The sequence below is a fragment of the Stenotrophomonas sp. TWI809 genome, from assembly GCF_039673205.1.
Taxonomy (GTDB): domain Bacteria; phylum Pseudomonadota; class Gammaproteobacteria; order Xanthomonadales; family Xanthomonadaceae; genus Stenotrophomonas.
Map to the genome: position 1 here is coordinate 1 of NZ_JBDJLE010000026.1, position 25,897 is coordinate 25,897.

Consider the following 25,897-nt stretch of genomic DNA (forward strand, 5'->3'; position numbering starts at 1 on the left):
GCGCAGCCACGCATGGCGTGGCTCTACCCCCATGGCGGAGAATTCCATGGCGCCATGGCAAGACCCCCACGGCGGCCGGCCCGCACCGGCCGCCGTGGGGCCTGCCACTACGCCTTGGCCAACGCCTGCTCCAGATCCGCCAGCAGGTCGTCGATGTGCTCGATGCCCACCGACAAACGCACGGTGTCTTCGCTGACCCCCGCCTTCTCCAGTTCGGCCGCATCCAGCTGCCGGTGCGTGGTCGAGGCGGGATGCGTGGCCAGGGATTTGGCATCCCCGAGGTTCACCAGGCGGGTGAACAGCTGCAGTGCATCCAGGAAGCGCGCGCCGGCAGCGCGCCCACCGGGCAGGCCAAAGGTCAGCACGCCGGAGCCGTGGCCGCGCAGGTACTTCTGCACCAGCGCGTGTTCGGGGTGGTCGGGCAGCGCGGCGTAGTTGACCCACGCCACCTTGGCATGGCCCTGCAGGTGCCTGGCAACCGCCAGGGTGTTGGCGTTGATGCGGTCCAGCCGCAGTGCCAGCGTCTCGATGCCCTGCAGGATCAGGAAGGAATTGAACGGTGAGATCGCCGCGCCGGTATTGCGCAGCGGAACCACCCGCGCGCGGCCGATGTAGGCGGCGGGCCCGAGTGCGTCGGTGTAGACCACGCCGTGGTAGCTCACGTCCGGCTCGTTCAAGCGGCGGAAGCGCTGCTTGTGCTCCGCCCAGGGGAAGCGCCCGGAATCCACGATCGCCCCGCCCAGGCTGGTGCCATGGCCCCCGAGGTACTTGGTCAGCGAATGCACGACGATGTCCGCGCCAAAATCGAACGAGCGCTGCAGGTACGGTGTCGCCACCGTGTTGTCCACGATCAGCGGCACGCCATGCGCATGCGCGATCTTCGCCACCGCTTCGATGTCGGTGATGTTGCCACGCGGGTTGCCGATGGATTCGACGAACACGGCCTTGGTGCGGTCATCGATCAGCGCGCCGAACGCCTGCGGATCGCGGTAGTCGGCAAAGCGCGTGTCGATCCCGAACTGCGGCAGCGTGTGCGCGAACAGGTTGTAGGTGCCGCCGTACAGGGCACTGGCCGAGACGATGTTGTCGCCGGCCTCGGCGATGGTCTGGATCGCGTAGGTGATCGCGGCCTGGCCCGAGGCCAGTGCGAGCGCACCGATGCCACCTTCGAGCGCCGCGATGCGCTGCTCCAGCACATCGGTGGTCGGGTTCATGATGCGGGTGTAGATGTTGCCCGGCACCTTCAGGTCGAACAGGTCCGCGCCATGCTGGGTGTCATCGAAGGCGTAGGCCACGGTCTGGTAGATCGGCACCGCCACCGCGCGGGTGGTGGGGTCAGGCTGGTAACCGCCGTGCACCGCGATGGTCTCCGCGCGCCACTGTGATTCGGGACTGCCGTGTTCGGACATAGCGCATCGTCTCCAGGTGAATGCCGACGATACCGAACAAAAAACCCCCGCCGAAGCGGGGGTTCATGCCAAACATGCATGGCGTGAGGCCCAACGGTTATCAGGCCGCCGGTGCGCGCGGGGCTCAGCCCTTCACGAACACCAGCTTGCCTTCGGCCGCATCGACCCGGATCACATCGCCGTTGAGGAACTCGCCGGAGAGGATCTTCTGCGCCAGCGGGTTCTCCAGCTGCGACTGGATCGCACGCTTGAGCGGGCGGGCGCCGTAGACCGGATCGAAACCGACGTTGCCCAGCAGCTGGAAGGCCTCGTCACTGACCTCGATACGCAGGCCACGCTCGGCCAGGCGCTTTTCCAGGCCCTGCATCTGGATGCGGGCGATCTGCTTGATCTGCACCTTGTCCAGCGGATGGAACACGACGATGTCGTCCAGGCGGTTGATGAATTCCGGGCGGAAGTGCGCCTGCACCACCCCCATCACCGCCGCCTTCATCTGCGTGTAGGCCTCCGGGCTGTCATCGCTGCTCATGTCCTGGATCTGGTGCGAGCCCAGGTTGGAGGTCATCACGATGACGGTGTTGCGGAAGTCCACCGTGCGGCCCTGGCCATCGGTCAGGCGACCGTCGTCGAGCACCTGCAGCAGGATGTTGAACACATCCGGATGCGCCTTCTCCACTTCGTCCAGCAGGATCAGCGAGTACGGGCGACGGCGCACCGCCTCGGTGAGGTAGCCGCCTTCTTCGTAGCCCACATACCCCGGGGGCGCACCGATCAGGCGCGCGACGCTGTGCTTCTCCATGAACTCGCTCATGTCGATGCGGATCATCGCGTCGCTGCTGTCGAACAGGAATTCGGCCAGCGCCTTGCACAGTTCAGTCTTGCCCACGCCGGTCGGCCCCAGGAACAGGAACGAGCCGCTCGGGCGATCCGGATCGGACAGGCCCGCACGCGAGCGCCGCACCGCATCGGAGACCACCTTGATCGCCTCTTCCTGGCCAACCACGCGGTTGTGCAGCATGTCTTCCATGCGCAGCAGCTTGTCGCGCTCGCCTTCCAGCATGCGGTTGACCGGGATGCCGGTCCAACGCGAGACCACTTCGGCGATTTCTTCGGCGGTGACCCGATCCTGCACCAGCTTGAACTCGCTGGTTTCCACTTCCTGCGCGGCCGCGAGCTGCTTCTCCAGCTGCGGCAGCTGCCCGTACTGGATCTCGCTCATGCGGCCGAAATCCTGGCGGCGCTGCGCCGATTCCAGCTCCAGCTTGGCCTGTTCGATCTGCTCCTTGATCCGCGTCGCGCCCTGCAGCGTTGCCTTCTCCGACTTCCAGATTTCGTTGAGGTCGGAGAACTCGCGCTCCAGCGCATCGATGTCATTCTCAAGATCGGCCAGGCGCTGCCGGGAGGCATCGTCCTTTTCCTTCTTGAGCATTTCACGCTGGATCTTGAGCTGGATCAGGCGCCGTTCCAGGCGGTCCAGCTCTTCCGGCTTGGAGTCGATCTCCATGCGGATGCGCGAGGCGGCCTCGTCCATCAGGTCGATGGCCTTGTCGGGCAGCTGGCGGTCGGCGATGTAACGGTGCGAGAGCGTGGCCGCCGCGACGATCGCCGGGTCGGTGATTTCCACGCCATGGTGCACGGCGTACTTTTCCTTCAGCCCGCGCAGGATCGCGATGGTGTCTTCCACGCTCGGCTCGCCGACCAGCACCTTCTGGAAGCGGCGCTCCAGCGCAGCATCCTTTTCGATGTACTTGCGGTATTCGTCCAGGGTGGTCGCACCGACGCAGTGCAGTTCACCACGCGCGAGCGCCGGCTTGAGCATGTTGCCGGCGTCCATCGCGCCATCGGCCTTGCCCGCACCGACCATGGTGTGCAGCTCGTCGATGAACAGGATCACCTGCCCTTCGCTCTTGGCCAGGTCGTTGAGCACGCCCTTGAGGCGCTCTTCGAACTCACCGCGGAACTTGGCGCCGGCGATCAGCGCGCCCATGTCCAGCGAGAGCACGCGCTTGCCACGCAGGCCTTCGGGCACTTCGTCGTTGATGATGCGCTGGGCCAGGCCTTCCACGATGGCGGTCTTGCCCACGCCGGGTTCGCCGATCAGCACCGGGTTGTTCTTGGTGCGGCGCTGCAGGACCTGGATGGTGCGACGGATTTCCTCATCGCGGCCGATCACCGGATCCAGCTTGCCGCTCTCGGCCCGCGCGGTCAGGTCGATGGTGTACTTCTCCAGCGCCTGGCGCTGGTCTTCGGCGTTTTCCGACTGCACGGTCTCGCCGCCGCGGACCTTGTCGATCGCGGTCTCGATCTTCTTCCTGTCGGCACCGGCGGCGCGCAGCGCCATGCCCAGGGTGCCGCCATCGTCCACCGCAGCCAGCACGAACCACTCGCTGGCGATGAAGGCATCGCCGTGCTGCTGGGCCAGCTTGTCGGTGTTGTTGAGCAGCCGGTTCAGATCGTTGCCGATCGACAGGTTGCCTTCCTGCCCGGAGACCTTGGGCAGGGCCTCCAGGGTTTCATTCAAGCGTTCGCGCAATACCGGCACGTTGACGCCGGCCTGGGCCAGCAGCGGGCGCGTGCTGCCGCCCTGCTGGTCCAGCAGCGCGCTGAACACGTGCACCGGTTCGATGATGTTGTGGTCGCGGCCCACGGCCAACGACTGCGCGTCGGCCAGCGCCTGCTGGAAACGCGAGGTAAGCTTGTCCATCCGCATGTTCTTGTCCTCGATGTAAACGGGGCTGGCCGTGCCAGCACTGTCCCTGAAATGCGGTTACGGGGGCGTGTTTCAAGGGTGGATGAGATGCCGATTCAGGGTTCGCCAGGCCGTCGGTGGACGGGCCAGAAGCGATGGTTCGGCCGGCTGCGGGACCAGGCAGCCGAGCGCGGCGGGCAGGTCCAGTGCCACGGTGTAGCCCCCGGTGACGCCGTAGCCGATCCGCCACGACGACGGGAACAGATCCGGTGGCTGGAACGCGATATCCACGGCAATGTCGCTCAACGTATCGGTGACCTGCAGTGGCGTGCTGGCGGGCGCGTACTCGATGTCCTCCGCACCGCGCGTGGTGATCACGTTCCTGCGCTGGATCGCGGCGGCCGGCACCGACGAGCGCGGCGCACCACGCATCTGGAAGGCCCCATGGAAGCCCGTATCGACCAGCATCAGGTTGTTCTCGCGGCCCCGGATCGGAAAGCGGACCTGCTGGAAGGGACCCCACAGCGAGGAGGTGAAGACCGTCCGCCGCGTGCACGCTGCCGGTGTCCGTGCGCCCAGCAGCGTCAGCGTTTCACGCGAGAGGGTGATCCGTCCCAGCGCGCGCAGCACGTCCAGGCCGATCAGGTTGAGCTCGCGCGCCGCCTCGCTGTTGAACGACACATCACGCACCCGCTGCCCACCCACCTCGATATCGATCGGTGCCACCAGGCCAGCCTGCTGGATATCGCCCTCGACGATGCGCGACACCACGAAGCCCTCGGTGACCGCCAGGCCGAGCGACTCGGCCAGCGCGCGGCTGATGTGCGAGCGCGGGGCCCCGGTATCGACGATGAAAGCGGCCTCGTGGGCGACCGGCCTGCCCTCGCGCGTGCCGTGCAGCGTGAGGGTCACCGAGGGCAGCTCATTGCGGAACTGGATCGGCACCGCCACGTCCTGCGCCCGCTCGGCTGCGGGCAGCGCGCTGCGCGGCCATGTGGTGAAGGACGCAAACACCGGCCGGGTGACATCGGGTACTTCATCGCCGGCCCGGAGCATCGGCACGATGGTGCGCTGGTAGTCCTCGCGCACGCGCAGCATCAGGCGCGCCCATCCGGCGATATCACCCTCGATCAGCGCATTGCCCGCGAGGGTGGATTCGCACAGGAACGCCAGCCCCTGCAGCGCGGGCGGTGCATCCCGGGTTTCATCCAGGCACTGGCGTGCGGCACGGTTGGAAGCGGCCAGCTCGCCACGGACACGATGGTAGCCCGCTGCACCGAGGTGCCGGCGCGGGCCGGATGCGCCGCTCATCGCACGCAACGTGGTCAGTTCCGCACGCAGCACCGCATCGCTGTAGCCGAACCCATCGTGCAGTGCCACCGGATCGGCCGCCACCGTGGCGGGCAACACTGCCACGCACATGCCCAGGACCCACTTCCGCATCGCGTACTCCCATCAACATCCCCGCTCGACCCTAGCACGGGAACCACGCTGCGCTCACGCCTGCTTTCGGCAGCACGGGCCATGCTGGAGGCCGGTTCCATACGGAGTGGCGGCATGCATTACGAACTGTATTACTGGACCGGCATCCAGGGCCGCGGCGAGTTCGTGCGGCTGGCGCTGGAGGATGCCGGCGCGGGCTACACCGATATGGCGCGCGTCCATGGCGATGCGGTAATGCAGCCGTACCTGCAGGGCAAGGTTGAAGGCCTGCAGCCATTCGCTCCCCCGTTTCTGCGTACCGGCCGGCAGGTGATCGCCCAGGTCGGCGCGATCCTGGACCACCTGGGCCCGGAACTCGGCCTCGTCCCGGATGCCAGCTCACGGCGGCAGCAGGCACTCCAGCTGCAATTGACCATCGCCGATCTGGTCGCCGAGGTCCACGACACCCACCATCCGATCGCGATGTCGGCGTACTACGAGGATCAGAAGCACGAAGCCAACGCGCGCGCCGCGTCGATGCGCGGCGAGCGCATGCCCAAGTTCCTGGGCTATTTCGAGAACGTGCTCAAGCACAACGGTGGGCGGCACCCGCTGCGGGAGCATTCCTACGTGGATCTCGCCCTGTTCCAGCTGCTGAGCGGGCTGGAGTACATGTTCCCGCGCCGCATGCAGGCGCTGTGGCCGACGCTGCCACACCTGCGTGCATTGAAGGACCGGGTGGAAACCCGGCCCAACATCGCCGCCTATCTCGCCTCCGAACGGCGCCTGGCGTTCAACACCAACGGCATCTTCCGGCACTACCCCGAGCTGGATGGCGAAGCGTGATCCCTCGCCGGCCCGCCTCCACCGGTAGCTCACGACCGTTGCCACCCGGTAGCTCACGACCGTTGCCACCCGGTAGCTCACGACCGTTGCCACCAGGTAGCTCACGACCGTTGGTCGTGAGCGCTGGTTTGGTCGTGAGCAGGTAGTGCCGGCCGCTGGCCGGCTCCGCAGCGGACCGGCCCATTCGGTAGCTCACGACCGTGGGTCGTGAGCGCAAGGAAAAGCAGCCGCCCAGCGGCCGGCACTACCGGGGCGTTACGTCCGCTCCGCAGGCTGCTTCTGCAGCGACAACAGCGCCAGCAACCCGGCCAGCGCCACATAGGCGCCGGTGAACTGCCAGCTGATGATCTTCGGCAGTCCTTCCAACTGCCACGGCAGGTAGATGCCACCGCGCGGGTCCACCGAGTGGATCAGGCCGAACAGCGTCAGCGCCGCAGCCACCAGCAGGAATCCGGAGGCGCGCAGCAGCTTCCCGTCGATCATCGCCACCACCGCCGCGATCCACAGCATCGAGGTGATGATGAAGCCATTGCCCAGGGTGAAGATCACCGCCAGCTCCGGCAGGCCATGCCCGTCCAGGGTGGAGGTCATCGCCGCCAGCTGTTCCGGTGCGATCCAGCCCGGGGCCTTGATCGCCAGCAGGTACGCCACCGAGGGCAGGAAGCCCAGCACCATCGCGCCGGCGTGCTCGCGCGGCGTGGCCTGGAAGGCCTGGGTGGTGATGTCGATCGCCACGTACACGATGATCGGTGCCAGCACGGCCAGCGGCAGCCACTGCACCAGCCCGGAGATCACGCCCAGCATGCCGCCGATGCCGACGAACAGGCCCGTCAGCAGCGTGTAACCGCTGCGTGCGCCCATGTGCTTGTAGGCCGGCTGGCCGATGTACGGCGTGGTCTGCGCTACACCGCCGCAGAAGCCGGCCACCAGCGTGGCGATGGCTTCCACCAGCAGGATGTCGCGGGTGCGGTAATCGTCACCGGCCGCGCGCGCGCTCTCGGAGACGTTGATGCCGCCCACCACCATCAGCAGGCCGAACGGCAGCAGCAGCGGCAGGTAGGTGATCGCGGTCGGCAGGCCGTCGATGAAGCCCAGCGTCGGCCACGGCAGCACCACCTGCGGCGGCACCCACTCGGGCACCTTGAAGCCCGGTGCGCCCAGCCCGGCAAGCCCGAGGCCGTAATACAGGATCGTGCCGAACACGAACGCGACCAGCACGCCGGGGGCGCGGATCGGCAGCGTGCGCTTGGCGATCAGCACGTACAGCAGCAGGCCCAGCGTGACGAAGCCGACGATCGGCGAGCGCAGCGTTTCCAGCAGCGGCAGGAAGCCCATCAGCACGATCGCGATACCGGCGATGGAGCCCAGCAGCGAGGCACGCGGCAGCGCGCGGGTGACCGCTTCGCCGAAGAACGACAGGATCACCTTCAGCACGCCCATGATCACCAGCGAGGCCATGCCCAGCTGCCAGGTGGCGATGGCGGCATCGTGCGGTGCCAAGCCCTGCCCTTTGAAGGCGAGGAAGGCCGGGCCGAGCACCAGCAGCGCCATGCCGATGCTGGTCGGCGCATCCAGGCCGAGCGGCATCGCGGTGACATCGTCACGGCCGGTGCGCGCCGCCAGGCGCCGGGCCATCCAGGTGTAGAGCACGTTGCCGACCAGCACGCCGAAGGCGGTGCCCGGGAACATGCGGCCGAACACCACATCGGCCGGGAACTGGAAGATGCCGACCAGCGCCATCGCGATGAAGCCGAGGATCGACAGATTGTCGACCACCAGGCCGAAGAAGCCGTTGAGATCGCCGGCAACGAACCAGCGGGGGCGTCCGGTGGGGACGGGAGCAGTGGCGGACATGCGCAGGGCGGCCGTGGGGAGGGGTAGCCGATGGTAGGGCCTCCCCGCCCCCAGTAACAGGCGCATGAATGGAACGCCGGGAAACGTCCGCCGATGGAACGCGTCACCGTGCGGTAGTGCCGGCCGCTGGCGTGAGGATCAGGGCTTGTTGAGGAAGTTGTTGGCCAGCAGGTCCCGCACATCCCCGACCCGCCCGCTCAGCAGCGCCTTGGCGGCGTACAGGGCAGTACCGGCCACCTGCTTGGCTTCCACCTGCGGCGGCATCACCAGTTCGGTCGGGCTGGTGTGCACGTCCAGCAGCGCCGGGCCGGGATGGGCCAGGATGTCCTGCACGGCCTGCTCCAGGTCTTCCGAGCGGGTGACCGTGCGCCCGTAGAAGCCGATCAACTCGGCCAGCCGGCCGAAATCGGGGTTCTTCAGGTCGGTGTAGTTGTCCAGCAGGCCTTCGACCTTCTGCTCCAGCTCCACGAAGTTCAGCGAGCTGTTGTTGTAGACCACCACCTTGATCGGCAGGTTTTCCTGCACGGCGGTGAGCAGGTCGCCGAGCAGCATCGCCAGGCCACCATCACCGGACAGCGAGATCACCTGCCGGCCCGGGTAGGCCTTCTGCAGGCCCAGCGCCTGCGGCATCGCGTTGGCCATCGTGCCGTGCAGCAGGCTGGTCAGCGTGCGGCGGCGACCATTGACGCGGATATGGCGCAGGATCCAGACCATCGGCGAGCCGCCGTCAGCAGTGAACAGGGCATCGTCGGCTGCATGCCGGTCGATCAGTGCCGTCAGGTGCTGCGGGTGGATCAGCTCACCCTCGCCCGGCTGCTCTTCCTTGGCCCGCGTGGCCAGCGCCTTTTCGCGATGCTCCTGGCATTCGTCCAGGAAGCTGCGGTCCTCGCGCTCGGGCAGCAACGGCAGCAGCGCCTCCAGGGTCGGGCCGATATCACCCACCACGCCCAGGTTCACCGGGTGACGGCGGCCAAGATGGCTGCCATCGCGATCCACCTGGATCAGCGTGGCCTTGTCCGGGTAGTACTGGCCCCACGCGAAGTCCGCACCGAGCAGCAGCAGCGTGTCGCAGGCCATCAGCGTGTGATACCCGGATTCGATGCCGAAGATGCCGGTCATGCCCATGTTGTACGGGTTGTCGTACTCCACGAAATCCTTCGCGCGCGAGGTATGCGCGATCGGCGCCTTGAGCCGGGCGCCGAGGGCGACCAGCGCATCGTGCGCATGCTCGCAGCCAGCGCCGGCGTAGATGCCGATCCGCTTGCCCTCGCCGATCAGCGCGGCGATGCGCTGCAGTTCGTCGTCCGAGGGGCGCAACACCGGCTGGGTGTAGTGCACCGAGAACGGCACATCGTGCTTGACCTCGGCTTCGCTGATGTCGGCGGGCAGAATCACCACCGCCACCCCGCGGCGGCTGATGGCCGCCTGGCAGGCAAGGGTCACTACGCGGCGCGCCTGCTCGGCGCTCTGTACCTGTTCGCAGAACACACTGCAGCTGCCATACACCGCCTTGAAATCGACTTCCTGCGGGAACTCCATACCCAGTTCGGCGGTGACTATCTGGCTGGCGATCAACACCATCGGTGCGCGGTTGCGGTTGGTCTCGAACACGCCGTTGATGAAATGCAGGCCACCGGGGCCGCACGAGCCGGCGCAGGCGGTGAGCTGCCCGCTGATCAACGACTCGGCACCGGCGGCAAATGCGGCCACTTCCTCATGCCGCATGTGCACCCACTCGATCTCGCTGTGGTGGATGGCATCGGTGACGTAGTTGAGGGTATCGCCGACGATGCCGTAACAGTGACGGACACCAGCGGCCTGCAGGGTTTCAACCACGATCTCGGCAACGCGCTTGCTCATGACATGCTTCCACGACGAGGGGGAAGGGTCAGCCTAGTCCCGGGCAAGTGACACTCATGTTGGTTTGCCCGTGGCAGCGCCCGATCACGGCTGCGTGTTCACCCAGCCCAGCACCGCGCCCCGCGTGGGATTGTCATAACGCACCTGCACCCAGCCATCGCGCTCATCAAGCAGTTCCACGCGGTCATCGCTTACCAGATACCGCTGGGTCGTGGCATCACCGGGCTGGCTGTACAGGGGCAGCCGCGCCACCATCACATGACCGGAAATGCGCCGCAGCGGCGACCCGGCACGCGGCGTCTCCAGACCATCGCCGATGGCGGTCTCCAGCACGTTGCCGTCAGGATCAAAGGTGCTCCAGACCGCCAGCGGACCGCTGTCGGCGGTCTGCTTGATGAACACGTAAGGCTCGAGCACATCGTCGAGCATCAGCAGGCGCTCGGCGCGGTACAGATACAGGCGCGCACCGTCGTAGCGGTACTGGTCCACGTACCACATCGGGCCACCGCGGCAGCTGCTGCTCAGGGTGCGCGTCGTTGCATCCACGGTCAGGCCCATCAGGCCACCGCATTGCGCGCCTTCTGTGGAGATCGGCTCCAATGCGACCAGCTGCTGTCGCGCCGGATCAAAGCGATACACCGCCACCGCTTCGTTGACCATGCCGACCGAGGCACGCGCCACCAGCTCCGGGTGGCCATCGAAATCGACGTCCTCCGCCGACAGGCGCACGTTGCCATCCGCATCGGCCACGCCCGGCAGCACCTGACGCTTGCCCGACGGTGCCAGCACGACAGCGATGCCGCCGCCGTCCTGCAGCGTCGCCTGCGCCTGCACGCCGGCGGCCACCTCCAGCTGAAGCCGGGCTTGGTCGGCATCCTGCGCGTGCGCGCACGTTGCCGCCAGGCCCATCACCACCGCGGCCAGCATCGCATCCCTGTGTTTCATCATCGCTCCGTGCAGCGCCACCGCGGCGCCCTGGCTCAGAACGATACTTCAACCGCCTGCTGTGCCCACAGCACGGACTGGTGCCCGGTGGCCTGCTTCCACGCCAGCCGGATCGCTTCGATATCGGCGCGGCGCTGCGGGGTGTTCTCGTGCAGGACCACCAGCACCTTGGTGCGCAGGCGATTCGGCTCGGGCGCACCGCGGAACAGCCACTGGCCGTAGGCGTCGAACACGGTCAGGCCGTCCGGGAAGCGCGGCGTGACGTCCTTGTCGAGGAAGGCGCGCCACTGCGCGTCACTGATGCCCTCGGTCTGCGGGCGGTCAGCCACGCCGGTTTCTTCGCCCACGCCGAAGTACAGCTCGCTGCGGACCCAGCCGGCGGCGGTATCCGGGCGCGCGGCGTCGCCCTGCAGGGTGGCCGTGGCGGTGGCGGGCGGGGTCGGCTTGGCGGCCGGGGCGGCAGTGGCACAGCCGCTGGTGGCCAGGACCAGGGCAAACAGAATGGCGCGGAACGACATGGACAACTCTCCGGAAACACAGGGACAGGCAGGGGAAGGAGCGTGCCGGACATCCGGGTCCGGCGCAGATCGCCAACGGCTATCTGCTGATAACCACCCCGATGGGACTTGCATCACACAGGGACATCACGCGAAGATAATATATCGCTTCATCCGGATGGATTGGTAGCGCCGGCCATTAGGCGGCAACGCCGGTCCCCCCTCCCCCGTTCCTCCCCCTCGTCGTTCTGCTGGAGTCCGCATGTCCCGTCCGTCCGCGTCGCGCCTTGGCCTTGCCATCGCGCTCGTCCTCTCCTCCCCCCTGCTGGCCCAGGACGTACTTGCGCAGGACGCGCCGAACACCGCCAAAACGCTGGACACCGTGATCGTCACCGGCACCCGCGCCGTGGACCGGACCGTGCTGGAATCCACCTCGCCGGTGGACGTGCTCACCGCCGAGGACATCCGCAAGGCCGGTGTGGTCAATGGCGAACTGGGCAGCGCGCTGCAGGCGCTGCTGCCCTCGTTCAACTTCCCGCGCCAGTCCAACTCCGGCGGTGCCGACCACATCCGTGCCGCCCAGCTGCGCGGGCTCTCGCCAGACCAGGTGCTGGTGCTGGTCAACGGCAAGCGCCGCCACAGCAGCGCGCTGGTCAACACCGACAGCAAGATCGGCAAGGGCACCACCCCGGTCGACTTCAACGCGATCCCGGTCAGCGCGATCAAGCGCATCGAGGTGCTGCGCGATGGCGCCGGCGCGCTGTATGGCTCGGATGCGGTGGCCGGCGTGATCAACGTGATCCTGGATGACGCTCCGGAAGGTGGCGCGTTCGAAGCCAGCTTCGGCGCCAACCACACCGATCTCAAGCCGATCGACCGCACCCTCACCGATGGCCAGACCAGCTACGCCAGCGCCAAGGTCGGCACCGCGCTGGGTGACAACGGCGGCTTCCTGCGGGTCGGCCTGGAGCTGAAGAATCGCGAGGGCACCAACCGCGCCGGCTTCGACCAGATTCCGCCGTGGGACCAGACCCCGACCAACCTGGCCCTGCAGGGCAAGCGCAACTACGTGCTCGGCGATGGCAGGACCAAGGATCTGAACGCCTGGTACAACGCGCAGCTGCCGTTCGGTGAGACCTCCACCTTCTACAGCTTCGCCACCTTCAACCAGCGCGACAGCGAAGGCGCGAACTACTTCCGCTACCCGGACAGCGACGCCAACTGGGCGCAGATCTACCCCAACGGCTACCGCCCGATCTCCGAAGGCGAGAACCGCGACGTGCAGGCCGTGGCCGGCGCGAAGGGCCAGTGGGGCGAGTGGAACTACGACGCGAGCCTGGATTACGGCGTCAACACGTTCACCTACCGCCTGCGCAACTCGCTCAACGCCTCGCTCGGCCCGACCAGCCCGACCCGCTTCAAGACCGGTGATTACCGCAACGAGCTGACGGTGGCGAACTTCGACCTCGGCCGCGTGTTCTCGCAGGGCGACAGCATCACCCACAGCCTGGGCCTGGGCCTGGAAGCGCGCCGCGACCATTACCAAACCCGCCCCGGTGACCCGAGCAGCTATGCTGCCGGCCCGTTCACGGATCGCCCGACCGGCTCGCAGGCCGGTGGCGGCCTGACCCCGCAGGATGCGACCTCGCTGTCGCGCGATGTCGCCAGCGCCTACGCCAGCCTCTCCAGCCAGTTCGGCGAGCATTTCTCCAGCGATCTGGCGGCGCGCTACGAGCACAGCGATGACTTCGGCGGTGAGCTCACCGGCAAGCTCGGTCTGCGCTATGAATTCACCCCGGCCTTCGCGCTGCGCGGTGCGATCTCCAACAACTTCCGTGCCCCGTCGCTGGCGCAGATCGGCTACGAATCCACCTCCACCGGTTACAACGCCGCCGGCCAGCTGGTGCAGGGCCGCGTGCTGTCGGTCAACAATCCGATCGCGCGTGGCCTGGGTGCCACCGATCTGAAGCCGGAGAAGTCGCTCAACACCAGCCTGGGCTTCACCAGCCGCATCGGCGACCACTTCGATGTCTCGCTGGACTTCTTCCAGATCGACATCGATGACCGCATCGCGCTGTCGGAGAGCATCACCGGTGATGCGTTGACCGACTACGTGCAGCAGCAGTTCGGCGTGGCCGGCCTGCAGAGCGCCAGCTTCTTCGTCAACGCCGCCGATACCCGCACCCGCGGTGCGGAGCTGGTGAGCAACTGGCGGCAGTCGCTGGGTGGCGGCGAACTGGTGCTGACCGGCACCTATGCCTATACCAAGACCACGCTGAAGAACGTGCTCGCCACGCCGCCGGGCCTGCTCGCGCTGGATCCGGACTACGTGCTGTTCGGCGTGGAAGAAACCAATACGCTGACCGATGCCACGCCGCGCACCCGCGCTGCCCTGGCCGCCAGCTGGGCCGATGATCATTGGTCGTTGACCAGCCGTCTGAGCCGCTATGGCAGCGTGACCCGTGTGTTCAACTTCGGCGATGGCTACATCCCGCGCCAGACCTACGGCGCCGAGTGGCAGCTGGATGCCGAAGTGGAGTACAAGATCACCCCGCAGTGGAGCGTGGCGGTGGGTGGGCAGAACCTGACCGACAATTACTCGGATCTGTCCAACGACGACATCTACTATTTCGGTAACCTGCCGTACGACGTGCTGTCACCGATCGGCAGCAATGGCGCGTATTACTACGGGCGCGTGCGGTATACGTTCTGATGGGGGCAGCCGACCAACGGTCGGCTCTACCGGAGGGGGGCAGCCGACCAACGGTCGGCTCTACCGGAGGGGGGCAGCCGACCAACGGTCGGCTCTACCGGTGGTGAATGGGGAGGACGCGTGCGTGATGCCATGACCTGGCGATCACATCCACGCTGGCATGTTGGTCAGCATGGCCAACGACTTCCCCCAACGTCCGCCGCCGCCGCTGCTGGACGATGCCTGTGCGCTGTTCCTGGACGTGGATGGCACCCTTATCGAATTCGCGGACGACCCCGAGTCGGTCGCGCTGCTGCCCGATGTGCGTGAAGCGATCGGGCGCATCAGCGACCGGCTGGATGGCGCGGTCGCGCTGATCAGCGGGCGCCCGCTGGCGCAACTGGACAAACTTTTCGCCCCCTTGAGCCTGCCCGCGGCCGGCCTGCACGGCCACGAGCTGCGCAACCATGAGCAGCGCGCGCAGAGCAGCGATCCTTCTGCCGATACCAGCGAGTGGCTGCATGCCCTGCACCAGCAGGCGATGCGTTTCGCGCATGGCTATCCCGGCGTACTGGTGGAGGACAAAGGCCGCAGCCTGGCCCTGCACTGGCGCGGTGCCCCGCACGCCGCCAACGACGTGCGCGCCTTCGCCGAACGGCATATCCGTGGCCATGGCGGCTACCGGCTGCAGCCCGGTGACCATGTCATCGAGTTTCTGCCCGAAGGCAGCGACAAGGGCCGTGCGATGCGGCAGCTGATGCTGCAGCCGCCGTTCCGCGATCGCATGCCGGTGTTCGTCGGCGATGACCTCACCGATGAATTCGGCTTCGGCGCGGCCAACGACCTGCATGGCTGGAGCGTGCTGGTCGGTGCGCGCGAGCCCAGCGATGCGGTGTTCGCGCTGCCGACGATACGCAGCGTGCACGCCTGGCTTCGCGAGAATGCCTACTGATGCCTTGACCCCAAGGCCCCCTGACGCCGCGCGCAGGTCTCCCCCACCGGTGTGCCGCCGCGGCATGACACGAGACTTCCTGCATCATGAGCGAACCCGATCTGAATCTGGGCGTGGTCGGCAATGGCAGCTTCGGCGCGCTGATCGACAAGCATGCGCGCGTCGTCTGGAGCTGCCTGCCGACCTTCGACGGCGACCCGACCTTCTGCGCCCTGCTCGGCCCCAATCAACAGGACGGCGGTGACTTCGGCATCGAGCTGGAGGACATGGTCGACAGCGAACAGAGCTACCTGACCAACACCGCCATCCTGCGCACCGTGCTGCGCGACAAGCACGGTGGTGCGTTGGAAATCATCGATTTCGCACCGCGCTGGCGTCAGAACGACCGCTTCTACCGACCCGTCAGCCTGATCCGCCAGGTGCGGCCGCTGTCCGGCAACCCGCGCATCATCGTGCGCGCGCGTCCACTGGCCGACTGGGGCGCCCGCGTCCCGGATGCCACGTGGGGCAGCAACCACATCCGCTGGGTGCTTCCCGACCACGTGCTGCGCCTGACCACCGATGTGCCGCTGCGTTTCGTCCGCGATGGCCTGCCGTTCGTGCTGAACCACCCGGTGCATCTGGTGCTCGGGGTGGACGAATCGCTCAACCGTTCGCTCAGTGGCTACGTGCAGGAATCCTTCCAGCGCACGCGTGACTATTGGCGCGAATGGGTGCGCTATCTGTCGATCCCGCTGGAGTGGCAGGACGCGGTGATCCGCAGCGCGATCACGCTGAAGCTGTGCCAGTACGAGGACAGCGGCGCCATCATCGCCGCGATGACCACCTCCATTCCGGAAGCACCCGGCAGCATCCGCAACTGGGATTACCGCTACTGCTGGCTGCGCGATGCCGCCTTCGTGGTGCGTACGCTCAACCGTCTCGGTGCGACCCGCACGATGGAGCAGTTCCTGGGCTACATCTTCAACCTGGCCACGGCCGATGGCAGCCTGCAACCGCTGTATGGCATCAGCTTCGAGGCCAAGCTGGAGGAAACCGAAGTCGCGTCGCTCTCCGGCTATCGCGGCATGGGCCCGGTGCGGCGCGGCAACCTGGCCTGGGTGCAGCGCCAGCACGATGTCTACGGCAGCGTGGTGCTCGCCTCCACCCAGCTGTTCTTCGATCGCCGCCTGCAGGACCCGGGCGATGCGCACACCTTCGCGCGGCTGGAGCCGCTCGGCGAGCAGGCCTTCACCCTGCACGACGTGCCCGATGCCGGGCTGTGGGAATTCCGCGGCCGCACCGAAGTGCACACCTACACCAGCGCGATGTGCTGGGCCGCGTGTGACCGCCTGTGCAAGATCGCCGTGCGCTTGAAACTGGATGACCGCGCCACCTATTGGCGCGAGCGCGCCGACATCATCCATGCGCGCATCATGCGCGACTCGTGGAGCGAAGCACTCGGCCACTTCACCGATACCTTCGGCGGCCATCGCCTGGATGCCTCGTTGCTGCTGCTGGCCGATATCGGCTTCATCGACGCCACCGATGCGCGCTTCGTCGCCACGGTCGAGGCGATCGGCCGCGATCTCAAGCACGGCAACGCGCTGTATCGCTACGTCGCGCCGGATGATTTCGGCGAGCCGGAAACCAGCTTCACCATCTGCACGTTCTGGTACATCGATGCGCTCGCCGCGATCGGTCGTCTGGACGAAGCACGCGAGATGTTCGAGATGCTGCTGGAACGCCGCAATCACCTGGGCCTGCTGTCCGAGGATCTTGCGTTCGACAGCGGCGAGGCCTGGGGCAATTTCCCGCAGACCTATTCGCACGTGGGCCTGATCACCGCCGCCATGCGCCTGTCGCGCAGCTGGCAGGAGGCATCATGAGCCGCCTGGTCGTCGTGTCCAACCGGGTCGCCGTTCCCGGTGAATCCCGCGCCGGCGGCCTGGCAGTCGGCCTGCTGGCCGCGCTCAAGGAGCGTGGCGGCCTGTGGTTCGGCTGGAGCGGGAAATCCACCCGCGACAACAGCGGCACGCTGCACGAGCAGGTGGACGGAGACATCCGCTACGTCACCATGGACCTCAACAAGCGCGACGTGGATGGCTACTACAACGGCTTCGCCAACCGCACGCTGTGGCCGCTGCTGCACTTCCGGCTGGACCTGGTCGACTACGATCGCGCCACGCGCGAAACGTATCGCCGGGTCAACGCGCTGTTCGCCGAGAAGCTCGCGCCGCTGCTGCGCGAGGACGACATCGTCTGGATCCATGACTATCACCTGATCCCGCTGGCCTCGCTGCTGCGCGAGCGCGGCATCGGCTGCCGGATCGGCTTCTTCCTGCACGTGCCGATGCCCTCGGCCGATCTGCTGCAGGCGCTGCCGGATCACCTGCGGTTGTTCTCCAGCCTGTACGCCTACGATCTGGTCGGCTTCCAGACCCAGCGCGATGCGGACCGCTTCCAGTCCTACGTGCGCCTGTTCGGTGGTGGCCGCGTGCTGCCTGACGGTGAGCTGGAAGCACCCGGCGGCCGGCGTTTCCGCGCTGCGGCCTTCCCGATCGGTATCGATACCGAATTCATCGCCCGCCAGGCCAAAGCGGGGGCGAACAAACCCGCCGTCAAGGACCTGCGCGGCAGCCTGCGCAATCGTCAGCTGGCGATCGGCGTGGACCGGCTGGACTACTCCAAGGGCCTGCCCGAACGCTTCCAGGGGTTCGAGCGGTATCTGGAGCGTCATCCGGACCAGCACGGCTCGTTGACCTACCTGCAGATCGCCCCGGTCTCGCGCGGGGATGTCACCGAGTACCGCCAGCTGCGCAGCCAGCTCGAACAGATCGCCGGGCACATCAACGGCGGGCATGCCGCACCGGACTGGACCCCGCTGCGCTACGTCAACCAGAACTTCACCCATGCCACGCTGACCGGCTTCTACCGGGCAGCCGCGGTGGGCCTGGTCACGCCGCTGCGCGACGGCATGAACCTGGTCGCCAAGGAGTACGTCGCCTCGCAGGACCCCGAGAACCCGGGCGTGCTGGTGCTGTCACTGCTGGCCGGTGCCGCCGATGAATTGAAGCAGGCGCTGCTGGTCAATCCGCATGACCTGGATGGCGTCGCCGATGCGATCGCCACGGCGGCGACGATGCCGCTGAAAAAGCGCGTGGAGCGCTGGCAGGCGATGATGGAGCACCTGCGCACCTACGACATCAACCATTGGCGGCGGACGTATCTGCAGGCGCTGGAAGGGTGATGCCGGCCAGCGGCCGGCACGACGGGTGATGGCGCGAACGTTTGCGGTAGTGCCGGCCGCTGGCCGGCAACGCGCCCGCCCGTCAGTCCAGGAACCGCGCCGCCTGCTCCGGTGTCGGCAGGAAACACGTGTCGTGACGACCGAACCACCGATACCGGTTGCGCGCCAGCGCGCGGTACGCGCGGTCGCGCAGCCTGCGGGGCAGCCAGCGCAGCACCTGCACTAGACGCCATGCACCGCCCAGGCCGGTCAGCACGCGGAGGATCGCATCGGTGTCCGTCCATGCGCGCCCCTGTTCAAGCAGCAGGAACGACGACGGATCCTCCGGATCCAGCCCGTGCGCCTGCAGCAGGGCGCGTCCGTGCACGCCCTGCATCGCAGCGAAGCGATAGCGGCCACGCGTATCAAAGCGCAGCAGGAACCGCACCCAGCGGTTGCACAGGGCGCAGACGCCGTCGAAGACGATGACCGCGTCGGCCGCGCCACTCACTGTCTGTCCATCGGTCAGGGTGCGATCCACGCCAGGGTCGCCATGCGGCCGGTGCGGCGGTCGCGCCGATGCGAATAGAACCGCTGCGGATCGGCCAGGGTGCAGTACTGCCCGCCGCTGATGTGTACCGGGTCCAACCCTGCCGATTGCAGCCGCCGGCGGGCCAACGCATACAGGTCCACCTTCCAGTGCCCGGGCCGGGTTGCCACGAAGGCCGTGGCAGCGCCTTCATCACGTTCCACGAACGCCTCGAACACGTCCTCGCCGATCTCATACAGCGCGGGCCCGGCCGCGGGGCCCAGCCAGGCCTGCAGCTGGGCGGCCGGGGTCTGCATGGCGGCTACGGTGGCCTCCAGCATGCCGTCGGCCAGCCCACGCCACCCCGCATGGGCGGCCCCGATCTCACCGCCCTCGCGGGCGGCGAAGACCACCGGGAGGCAGTCGGCGGTGAGGATCGCCAATACCACGCCCGCAACCGACGTCACGGCGGCATCGGCGGTGGGTTCAGCCTCCACGCCGATGGCCGTGGGCGGCGCGGTGAAGCGCCGCACGCCGGTGCCATGCACCTGGCGCAGCCAATGCGGCGCCGAGGGCAGGCCCAACCCGGGCACGAGCAGGTCGCGGTTGCGCTGCACCTGCGCCGGGTCATCGCCCTCGGCGGCGTAGCGGTTGCCCATGTTGAACTGGTCGAACGGCGCCACCGAACCGCCCGCGCCGTAGCGCAGGGTGGTCAGCGCATGGACCCCGGTCGGGGCCTGCCAGTCGGCGCGCAGCACGGGCACGGTGGGCTCCATCAGCGACGGTTGCGTTCCTGCTCGGCGAAGCGCTTGCTGTCTTCGCGCAGGGCGTGCAGCAGCGCCTGCATGTCGGCCGGCGGCGGCGCACTGTTGGTGATCTTCTCGCCGGTGATCGGGTGCACGAACTCCAGCGTTTCGGCGTGCAGCGCCTGGCGCTTGAAGCCGCGCAGTTCGGCGACCAGCTCCTCGCTGGCGCCCTTGGGCAGTTTCAGCGCGCCGCCATACAGCTGATCGCCGATGATCGGGTGGCGCAGGTGCGCCATGTGCACGCGGATCTGGTGGGTACGGCCGGTTTCCAGGCGGCACTCCAGCGCGGTGTGCGCACGGAAACGCTCGCGCAGGCGGTAATGGGTGATCGCTTCCTTGCCGTCTTCGCGCACGGCCATGCGGATGCGATCGCGCGGGTGGCGGTCGATACCGGCGGTGGCGGTGCCGCCGGAGACCAGCGCACCCACCACCACGGCCAGGTACTGGCGATGCACTTCACGCGCCGAGAGCTGCTCGACCAGCGCGGTCTGCGCCTGGATCGTGCGGGCGATGACCATCACCCCGCTGGTGTCCTTGTCCAGGCGGTGCACGATGCCCGCACGCGGCAGCACCGACAGCGACGGATCGCGGAACAGCAGCGCATTGACCAGGGTGCCGGTCGGGTTGCCCGCGCCGGGGTGGACCACCAGGCCGACCGGCTTGTTGATCACGAAGACATGCTCGTCCTCGTACAGGACCTCCAGCGGGATGTCCTCCGGCTCGGCATGGGTCTGGGTGTCGAGAACGACATGCAGGCTGGCCACCTCGCCGCCGCGCACCGGGTCGCGCCCGCGCACGGTGTCGCCGTCCAGCAGGACGTCGCCGGACTTGATCCACTCGGTCAGCTTGGACCGGGAGAATTCGGGGAACAGCTCGGCCAGGACGGCGTCGAAACGCCGGCCGGCAGCGGTATCGGGCACGATGGCCTGGCGGGGGGAATCGGAATCAGCAGGGGTATCGGACATGGGGGTACACCGCAATAGGGACAATTTTGGGGTCCGGGCGACCAGTTTCAGTCGCGGGACAGGCCACTAGGCTATCATCGACCCTTCGTATTCCAGCCGCGTCCCGCCCTGACCCCATGATCCGACGCTCCGTTATGCTGTCCGCGCCCGTCCGCCTCGCCGCCCTGATGCTGGTGCTGCTCTTCGTCGCCACCGGCTGTCACCGCGGTACCAAGGGCAAGAATCCGGATGAAGGCCTGCCGGTCGAAACGCTCTATGAGAAGAGCCACAAGCTCATGGAAGGGGGGAACTGGAGCGGTGCCGAAGCCAGCTTCCGCCGCCTGGTGGCCCAGTACCCGTATGGCCCGTATACCGAACAGGCCATGATCGAAAGCGCCTATGCGCAGTACAAGGCCGGCAAGCACGATGACGCGGTGTCCAGCGTGGACCGCTTCATCCGTACCTATCCGACCCACCGCAACATCGCCTACCTGTACTACCTGCGCGGCCTGGCCAACGGCAACCGCGACACGGTCTTCCTGCGCCGCGTCTGGTCGCTGGACCCGAGCCGCCGTGACCTGTCGAGCCCGCGCCAGGCCTATGCCGATTTCACCATCGTCACCGAGCGCTACCCGAACAGCCGCTACGCCGCCGATGCGCGCCAGCGGATGATCGCCCTGCGCGACGTGTTCGCCCAGTACGAGCTGGACAACGCCCTGTACTACCTGCGCCGCGAGGCGTACGTCTCGGCTGCTGGCCGCGCCAACTTCCTGCTGGAGAACTACCCGCAGAGCGCGTTCCAGTACGACGCCGTGGCCGCCCTGGGCGAGGCTTACACCCACCTGGGCAACAAGACCCTGGCCGACGATGCCCGCCGCGTGCTCGAGCTGAACCAGCCCGACCACCCCTGGTTGCAGGGCAAGTGGCCGAAGTACCCGTGGATGGTCCGCAAGCTGAACCCGTTTGCCGGCGAGAAGTCCGCCAGTACCGGTGAACGCAACGCCACGATGAACCGCAAGTAATAAAAAAGGCCCCGAAAGGGGCCTTTTTTGTTCCCCGGCGGCAGCGACGCCGGTAGAGCCGACCGTTGGTCGGCTGCTCTCCGCGGTCACCCCGGCCACCCGGCCGCCCTTCGCCCCCAACCCTGCGCCGACCACCGGTCGGCGCCTACCTGCTGGCGTCTCAGCCCTTGTACCCATTGCTGATCGGGTACCGCCGTTCACGCCCGAACGCCCGGCGCGAGACCTTCGGCCCCGGGGCGGCCTGGTGGCGCTTCCACTCGCTGGTGCGCACCAGGCGCAGCACACGGTCCACCACCTCGGCGGCGTAGCCGGCGGCCACGATCTCCTCGCGCGACTGCTCCTGGTCCACATAGCGGTACAGGATGCCATCCAGCACATCGTAGGCCGGCAGCGAATCCTGGTCGGTCTGGTTGGCGCGCAGCTCGGCCGAGGGCGGGCGGGAAATCACCGCCGGCGGGATCACCGGGGCGCCGCCCACGGTATTGCGCCACTTGGAGAGCCCGAACACCTCCGTCTTGTACAGGTCCTTGAGCGGGGCGTAGCCACCGCACATGTCGCCGTAGATGGTCGCGTAGCCCACTGCGTACTCGCTCTTGTTGCCGGTGGTCAGCAGCAGCCCGCCGAACTTGTTGGAGAGCGCCATCAGGATCACACCACGGCTGCGCGACTGCAGGTTCTCTTCCGTCACATCCGCCGCCTGCCCCTCGAACATCGGGCCGAGCGCGGCCATCAGCCCCTCGAACACCGGCTCGATCGAGACCGCTTCCAGTTTCACGCCCAGCGCGCGGCACTGCTCGGCCGCCAGGTCGTTGGACATATCCGCCGTGTAACGCGACGGCAGCCGCACCGCGGTGACATTGGCCGCGCCCAGCGCGTCCACCGCCATCGCCAGCACCAGGGCCGAATCGATGCCGCCGGACAGGCCCAGCCAGACCTTCTTGAAGCCGTTCTTGCGGCAGTAATCCTGGATCCCGCGGGTCACCGCGCGCCAGGCCAGTGCATCCATGCTCTCGTCGCCGTCGTCGATCCACTCGCGCGGCAGGAAGCGGCGGGTGCCGGCGTCGTAATCCACCACCAGCCACTGGTCAGTGAAGGCCGCAGCCGCCGGATGCACCGTGCCGTCGCCGTCAGCGACGACCGAGGCGCCATCGAACACCAGCGCGTCCTGCCCACCCACCACGTTGAGGTAGGCGATCGCCGCCCCGCTCTCGCGGGTACGCTCGGCCAGCAGCGCATCGCGCTGGGCATGCTTGCCACGCTCGTAGGGAGAAGCATTGGGCACCACCACCAGCTGCGCGCCCGCACGGACGGTATCGGCCAGCGGTTCGGCGAACCACAGGTCTTCGCAGACCAGCACGCCCACCGGCACGCCCTTCAGCTCGAACACGCAGCTGCCGCCGTCCGGATCGACATCGAAATAACGGCGCTCATCGAACACCGCGTAATTGGGCAGCTCGCGCTTGCGGTAGGTGTGTTCGACCTGGCCATCGCGCAGCACGCTGGCCGCGTTGTAGACCACCGCACCGGCGGCCTGGGGCCAACCGACCACGGCCGCGATGCCGGTGGTGGCTGCGGCGATGCGCTCCAGCGCCTGCTGGCAGTCGTACAGGAAGCCCGGCCGCAGCAGCAGATCCTCCGGCGGATAGCCACTGATCGCCAGCTCGGGGAACACCACCAGCTCGGCACCGTACTCATCGCGCGCCTCGGCGATCATGGCGATGATGGTGTCGGTGTTCTGCGCCACTGCGCCAACCGGAAAATCGAACTGCGCCAGGGCAATGCGGAGCGACGTCATGGGGGTCCAGCCTGTAGGTGTACTGCGCTCATTGTAGTGCCGGCCGCTGGCCTGCAACCACGCATTCGGCGGCAGCACGATGAGGAGCCGGCCTGCGGCCGGCACTACGTGGCGTGCGTACCGGTCAGCGACTGGTACCCACCAAGGTGGGGATCGCCTGAAACGCAGAAAGGCCGCCCGGAGGCGGCCTTTCTGTTTGATGCAGCCGACCAACGGTCGGCTCTACCGGCAGCCGACCAACGGTCGGCTCTACGGGTAGCTGACCAACGGTCAGCTCTACCCGCGCGTCGGCCGCGGGTGCGGCCGGCGGCTTATTTGACCAGCTTGGCGATGGCAGCGCCCAGGTCGCCCGGCGAGCGGACGGTGACAACACCGGCTGCTTCCATGGCGGCGAACTTGCCTTCGGCAGTGCCCTTGCCGCCCGATGCGATCGCACCGGCGTGGCCCATGCGCTTGCCGGCCGGAGCCGAGGCGCCCGCGATGAAACCGACGACCGGCTTCTTCACGTGGTTCTTGATGTACTCGGCACCGGCTTCTTCAGCGTCGCCGCCGATTTCACCGACCATGATGATGCCCAGGGTCTGCGGATCTTCGTTGAACAGCTTGAGGCAGTCGACGAAGTTCAGGCCGTTGATCGGGTCACCACCGATGCCGATGCAGGTGGACTGGCCCAGGCCGACTTCGGTGGTCTGCTTGACCGCTTCGTAGGTCAGGGTACCCGAGCGCGACACGATGCCGATCTTGCCCGGCATGTGGATGTGGCCCGGCATGATGCCGATCTTGCACTCGCCCGGGGTGATCACGCCGGGGCAGTTCGGACCGACCAGCACGGTGTCCGGATGGGCACGGGTCAGCACGTTCTTGACGCGCAGCATGTCCAGCACCGGAATGCCTTCGGTGATGCACACGATGACCTGGATGCCGGCAGCGGCCGCTTCCAGGATCGCGTCAGCCGCGTACGGCGGCGGCACGTAGATGACCGAGGCGTTGGCGCCGGTGCTCTGCACGGCGTCGGCAACGGTGTTGAAGACCGGCAGATCGATGTGGGTGGTGCCGCCCTTGCCGGGGGTCACGCCGCCAACAACCTGGGTGCCGTACTCGATCATCTGAGTGGCGTGGAAGGTACCCTGCTGGCCGGTGAAGCCCTGCACGATCACCTTGGTGTTCTTATTGATCAAAACTGACATTGGATTTCCTTCGGTGTCGGATCAGGCGGCGGCTTTGACAGCAGCGACGACCTTCTTGGCACCGTCGTTGATGTTGTCGGCCGGGATGATGGCCATGCCGCTGTCACGCAGCAGCTGCTTGCCTTCTTCCACGTTGGTGCCTTCCAGGCGCACCACGACCGGAACCTTGACGCCCACTTCCTTGACCGCGGCGATGATGCCTTCGGCAATCATGTCGCAGCGGACGATGCCGCCGAAGATGTTGACGAAGATGCCTTCGACCTTGTCCGAGGACAGGATCAGCTTGAACGCTTCGATGACGCGCTGCTTGTTCGCACCGCCGCCCACGTCCAGGAAGTTCGCCGGCTCGCCGCCGTTGAGCTTGATGACGTCCATGGTGGCCATGGCCAGGCCGGCGCCGTTGACCATGCAGCCGATGTTGCCGTCCATGGTGACGTAGTTGATGTCCAGCTCCGAAGCGGTCACTTCGGTTTCGTCTTCCTGGGTCTTGTCGCGCATGGCAACGAGCGCCTTCTGACGGAACGCGGCGTTGTCGTCGCTGTCGAACTTGCCGTCCAGCGCGTACAGGTTGCCGTCGTCCAGGATGGCCAGCGGGTTGATTTCAACCAGGGCCAGGTCCTTTTCGTTGAACAGGCGGTACAGGTTCACCATGATGCTGGCGAACTGGCCGGCCTGCTTGGCGGTCAGGCCCAGCTTGAAGCCGAAATCACGGCCGTGGTAACCCTGCACGCCTTCAACGAAATCAACGTTGAGCGAGTGGATCAGCTCGGGGGTTTCAGCGGCGACCTGCTCGATCTCCACGCCGCCTTCCGAAGAAGCGATGTAGGTGATGGTCTTGGTGCCACGGTCAACCAGCACCGACAGGTACAGTTCCTTGACGATCTCACCGGCGGTGGTCACCAGCACCAGGTTGACCGGCAGTTCAACGCCTGCGGTCTGGTAGGTGGCCATCTTGGTGCCGAGCATCTTGGCCGCAGCGGCCTTCACGTCGTCGGTGGTCTTGCAGAACTTGACGCCGCCAGCCTTGCCGCGGCCGCCAGCGTGGATCTGCGCCTTGACCATCCAGGGGCCCTGGCCCAGGGCGTTGGCAGCGTCAACCGCTTCGTCCGGGGTAGCCGCGACCTTGCCGGCCGGAACGGGAATGCCGTACTCGGCAAGCAGCTGTTTTGACTGGTATTCGTGGAAATTCATGCGTCACCGTGGGAATAGGAACGACCGCACGCATCTCCAAGGCTCCCTC

At 67.1% G+C, this 25,897-nt stretch carries 19 protein-coding genes; 6 read left to right on the forward strand and 13 right to left on the reverse strand.

What is annotated here, in order from left to right; translation table 11 throughout:
* Positions 1-107 precede the first annotated feature (107 nt).
* The 3 genes from ABE472_RS16320 to ABE472_RS16330 all read right to left on the reverse strand — a co-directional run bounded on the left by ABE472_RS16320 (position 108) and on the right by ABE472_RS16330 (position 5,541).
* Positions 108-1,409, reverse strand: a complete 1,302-nt coding sequence (locus ABE472_RS16320) for an aminotransferase class I/II-fold pyridoxal phosphate-dependent enzyme (RefSeq protein ID WP_346466637.1) — start codon at positions 1,407-1,409, stop codon at positions 108-110.
* A 124-nt stretch (positions 1,410-1,533) separates the two neighbouring features.
* A complete protein-coding gene (clpB, locus tag ABE472_RS16325; protein WP_313212522.1) occupies positions 1,534-4,119 on the reverse strand; it encodes an ATP-dependent chaperone ClpB in 2,586 nt (861 codons plus the stop codon).
* A 72-nt stretch (positions 4,120-4,191) separates the two neighbouring features.
* Entirely contained in the window at positions 4,192-5,541 is a 1,350-nt protein-coding gene (locus tag ABE472_RS16330; RefSeq protein WP_313219715.1) for a retropepsin-like aspartic protease, read from the reverse strand.
* A 114-nt stretch (positions 5,542-5,655) separates the two neighbouring features.
* Here ABE472_RS16330 and ABE472_RS16335 point away from each other — a divergent pair, with 114 nt between their 5' ends.
* A complete protein-coding gene (locus ABE472_RS16335) occupies positions 5,656-6,366 on the forward strand; it encodes a glutathione S-transferase (RefSeq protein WP_313212524.1) in 711 nt (236 codons plus the stop codon).
* Between the two features lie 255 nt (positions 6,367-6,621).
* On the opposite strand, the gene ABE472_RS16340 is transcribed toward ABE472_RS16335, so the two are convergent.
* From ABE472_RS16340 to ABE472_RS16355, 4 genes are all read right to left on the reverse strand, one after another.
* Entirely contained in the window at positions 6,622-8,220 is a 1,599-nt protein-coding gene (locus ABE472_RS16340) for a hypothetical protein (RefSeq protein ID WP_313212525.1), read from the reverse strand.
* A 138-nt stretch (positions 8,221-8,358) separates the two neighbouring features.
* Entirely contained in the window at positions 8,359-10,080 is a 1,722-nt protein-coding gene (locus tag ABE472_RS16345; RefSeq protein WP_313219714.1) for a thiamine pyrophosphate-dependent enzyme, read from the reverse strand.
* Between the two features lie 84 nt (positions 10,081-10,164).
* Positions 10,165-11,025, reverse strand: coding sequence for an SH3 domain-containing protein (locus ABE472_RS16350; RefSeq protein WP_346466638.1), 861 nt, complete (start codon positions 11,023-11,025; stop codon positions 10,165-10,167).
* A 35-nt stretch (positions 11,026-11,060) separates the two neighbouring features.
* On the reverse strand, positions 11,061-11,543 hold the full coding sequence (locus ABE472_RS16355; RefSeq protein ID WP_313219712.1) for a DUF3574 domain-containing protein: 483 nt from the start codon (positions 11,541-11,543) through the stop codon (positions 11,061-11,063).
* A 241-nt stretch (positions 11,544-11,784) separates the two neighbouring features.
* Between ABE472_RS16355 and ABE472_RS16360 the strand changes: the two genes are divergently transcribed.
* From ABE472_RS16360 to otsA, 4 genes are all read left to right on the forward strand, one after another.
* Positions 11,785-14,235: a TonB-dependent receptor gene (locus ABE472_RS16360; RefSeq protein ID WP_313219711.1), complete on the forward strand. Its 2,451-nt coding sequence runs from the start codon at positions 11,785-11,787 to the stop codon at positions 14,233-14,235.
* A gap of 172 nt (positions 14,236-14,407) precedes the next feature.
* Positions 14,408-15,166 (forward strand): trehalose-phosphatase, encoded by a 759-nt coding sequence (otsB, locus tag ABE472_RS16365; protein WP_088433909.1) that lies wholly within the window; start codon positions 14,408-14,410, stop codon positions 15,164-15,166.
* An 86-nt stretch (positions 15,167-15,252) separates the two neighbouring features.
* Complete coding sequence (locus ABE472_RS16370) at positions 15,253-17,034, forward strand: glycoside hydrolase family 15 protein (protein WP_313213013.1); 1,782 nt, start codon at positions 15,253-15,255, stop codon at positions 17,032-17,034.
* The gene (gene otsA, locus ABE472_RS16375) at positions 17,031-18,395 is read left to right on the forward strand and encodes an alpha,alpha-trehalose-phosphate synthase (UDP-forming) (protein WP_313213011.1); all 1,365 of its coding nucleotides are present in this window, start codon (positions 17,031-17,033) and stop codon (positions 18,393-18,395) included. Before ABE472_RS16370 ends, otsA begins: the two co-directional genes overlap by 4 nt.
* A gap of 82 nt (positions 18,396-18,477) precedes the next feature.
* Here otsA and ABE472_RS16380 read toward each other — a convergent pair whose 3' ends face one another.
* Genes ABE472_RS16380 through rluD form a run of 3 tightly spaced genes read right to left on the reverse strand, consistent with a single transcriptional unit; the run spans position 18,478 to position 20,674 of the window.
* Positions 18,478-18,915 (reverse strand): thiol-disulfide oxidoreductase DCC family protein, encoded by a 438-nt coding sequence (locus ABE472_RS16380; RefSeq protein WP_346466639.1) that lies wholly within the window; start codon positions 18,913-18,915, stop codon positions 18,478-18,480.
* Positions 18,900-19,679: a peptidoglycan editing factor PgeF gene (gene pgeF, locus ABE472_RS16385; protein ID WP_346466640.1), complete on the reverse strand. Its 780-nt coding sequence runs from the start codon at positions 19,677-19,679 to the stop codon at positions 18,900-18,902. The genes ABE472_RS16380 and pgeF overlap by 16 nt, the downstream gene beginning before the upstream one ends.
* Complete coding sequence (gene rluD, locus ABE472_RS16390) at positions 19,679-20,674, reverse strand: 23S rRNA pseudouridine(1911/1915/1917) synthase RluD (protein WP_123730367.1); 996 nt, start codon at positions 20,672-20,674, stop codon at positions 19,679-19,681. Before rluD ends, pgeF begins: the two co-directional genes overlap by 1 nt.
* Positions 20,675-20,790: 116 nt before the next feature.
* Here rluD and ABE472_RS16395 point away from each other — a divergent pair, with 116 nt between their 5' ends.
* Positions 20,791-21,675: an outer membrane protein assembly factor BamD gene (locus ABE472_RS16395; RefSeq protein ID WP_121039231.1), complete on the forward strand. Its 885-nt coding sequence runs from the start codon at positions 20,791-20,793 to the stop codon at positions 21,673-21,675.
* A 160-nt stretch (positions 21,676-21,835) separates the two neighbouring features.
* Here ABE472_RS16395 and ABE472_RS16400 read toward each other — a convergent pair whose 3' ends face one another.
* From ABE472_RS16400 to sucC, 3 genes are all read right to left on the reverse strand, one after another.
* Positions 21,836-23,470, reverse strand: a complete 1,635-nt coding sequence (locus ABE472_RS16400) for an NAD+ synthase (RefSeq protein WP_313213006.1) — start codon at positions 23,468-23,470, stop codon at positions 21,836-21,838.
* 311 nt (positions 23,471-23,781) lie between these two features.
* A complete protein-coding gene (sucD, locus tag ABE472_RS16405; protein WP_137190155.1) occupies positions 23,782-24,657 on the reverse strand; it encodes a succinate--CoA ligase subunit alpha in 876 nt (291 codons plus the stop codon).
* Between the two features lie 21 nt (positions 24,658-24,678).
* Positions 24,679-25,848 (reverse strand): ADP-forming succinate--CoA ligase subunit beta, encoded by a 1,170-nt coding sequence (gene sucC / locus ABE472_RS16410; protein ID WP_313210085.1) that lies wholly within the window; start codon positions 25,846-25,848, stop codon positions 24,679-24,681.
* Between the last annotated feature and the right edge of the window lie 49 nt (positions 25,849-25,897).

Excerpts from the sequence above, each read along its gene's own strand:
- ABE472_RS16320 (WP_346466637.1), bottom strand. The coding sequence starts at position 1,409 with ATGTCCGAACACGGCAGTCCCGAATCACAGTGGCGCGCGGAGACCATC.
- clpB (WP_313212522.1), bottom strand. The coding sequence starts at position 4,119 with ATGCGGATGGACAAGCTTACCTCGCGTTTCCAGCAGGCGCTGGCCGAC.
- ABE472_RS16330 (WP_313219715.1), bottom strand. The coding sequence starts at position 5,541 with ATGCGGAAGTGGGTCCTGGGCATGTGCGTGGCAGTGTTGCCCGCCACG.
- ABE472_RS16335 (WP_313212524.1), top strand. The coding sequence starts at position 5,656 with ATGCATTACGAACTGTATTACTGGACCGGCATCCAGGGCCGCGGCGAG.
- ABE472_RS16340 (WP_313212525.1), bottom strand. The coding sequence starts at position 8,220 with ATGTCCGCCACTGCTCCCGTCCCCACCGGACGCCCCCGCTGGTTCGTT.
- ABE472_RS16345 (WP_313219714.1), bottom strand. The coding sequence starts at position 10,080 with ATGAGCAAGCGCGTTGCCGAGATCGTGGTTGAAACCCTGCAGGCCGCT.
- ABE472_RS16350 (WP_346466638.1), bottom strand. The coding sequence starts at position 11,025 with ATGAAACACAGGGATGCGATGCTGGCCGCGGTGGTGATGGGCCTGGCG.
- ABE472_RS16355 (WP_313219712.1), bottom strand. The coding sequence starts at position 11,543 with ATGTCGTTCCGCGCCATTCTGTTTGCCCTGGTCCTGGCCACCAGCGGC.
- ABE472_RS16360 (WP_313219711.1), top strand. The coding sequence starts at position 11,785 with ATGTCCCGTCCGTCCGCGTCGCGCCTTGGCCTTGCCATCGCGCTCGTC.
- otsB (WP_088433909.1), top strand. The coding sequence starts at position 14,408 with ATGGCCAACGACTTCCCCCAACGTCCGCCGCCGCCGCTGCTGGACGAT.
- ABE472_RS16370 (WP_313213013.1), top strand. The coding sequence starts at position 15,253 with ATGAGCGAACCCGATCTGAATCTGGGCGTGGTCGGCAATGGCAGCTTC.
- otsA (WP_313213011.1), top strand. The coding sequence starts at position 17,031 with ATGAGCCGCCTGGTCGTCGTGTCCAACCGGGTCGCCGTTCCCGGTGAA.
- pgeF (WP_346466640.1), bottom strand. The coding sequence starts at position 19,679 with ATGGAGCCCACCGTGCCCGTGCTGCGCGCCGACTGGCAGGCCCCGACC.
- rluD (WP_123730367.1), bottom strand. The coding sequence starts at position 20,674 with ATGTCCGATACCCCTGCTGATTCCGATTCCCCCCGCCAGGCCATCGTG.
- ABE472_RS16395 (WP_121039231.1), top strand. The coding sequence starts at position 20,791 with ATGATCCGACGCTCCGTTATGCTGTCCGCGCCCGTCCGCCTCGCCGCC.
- ABE472_RS16400 (WP_313213006.1), bottom strand. The coding sequence starts at position 23,470 with ATGACGTCGCTCCGCATTGCCCTGGCGCAGTTCGATTTTCCGGTTGGC.
- sucD (WP_137190155.1), bottom strand. The coding sequence starts at position 24,657 with ATGTCAGTTTTGATCAATAAGAACACCAAGGTGATCGTGCAGGGCTTC.
- sucC (WP_313210085.1), bottom strand. The coding sequence starts at position 25,848 with ATGAATTTCCACGAATACCAGTCAAAACAGCTGCTTGCCGAGTACGGC.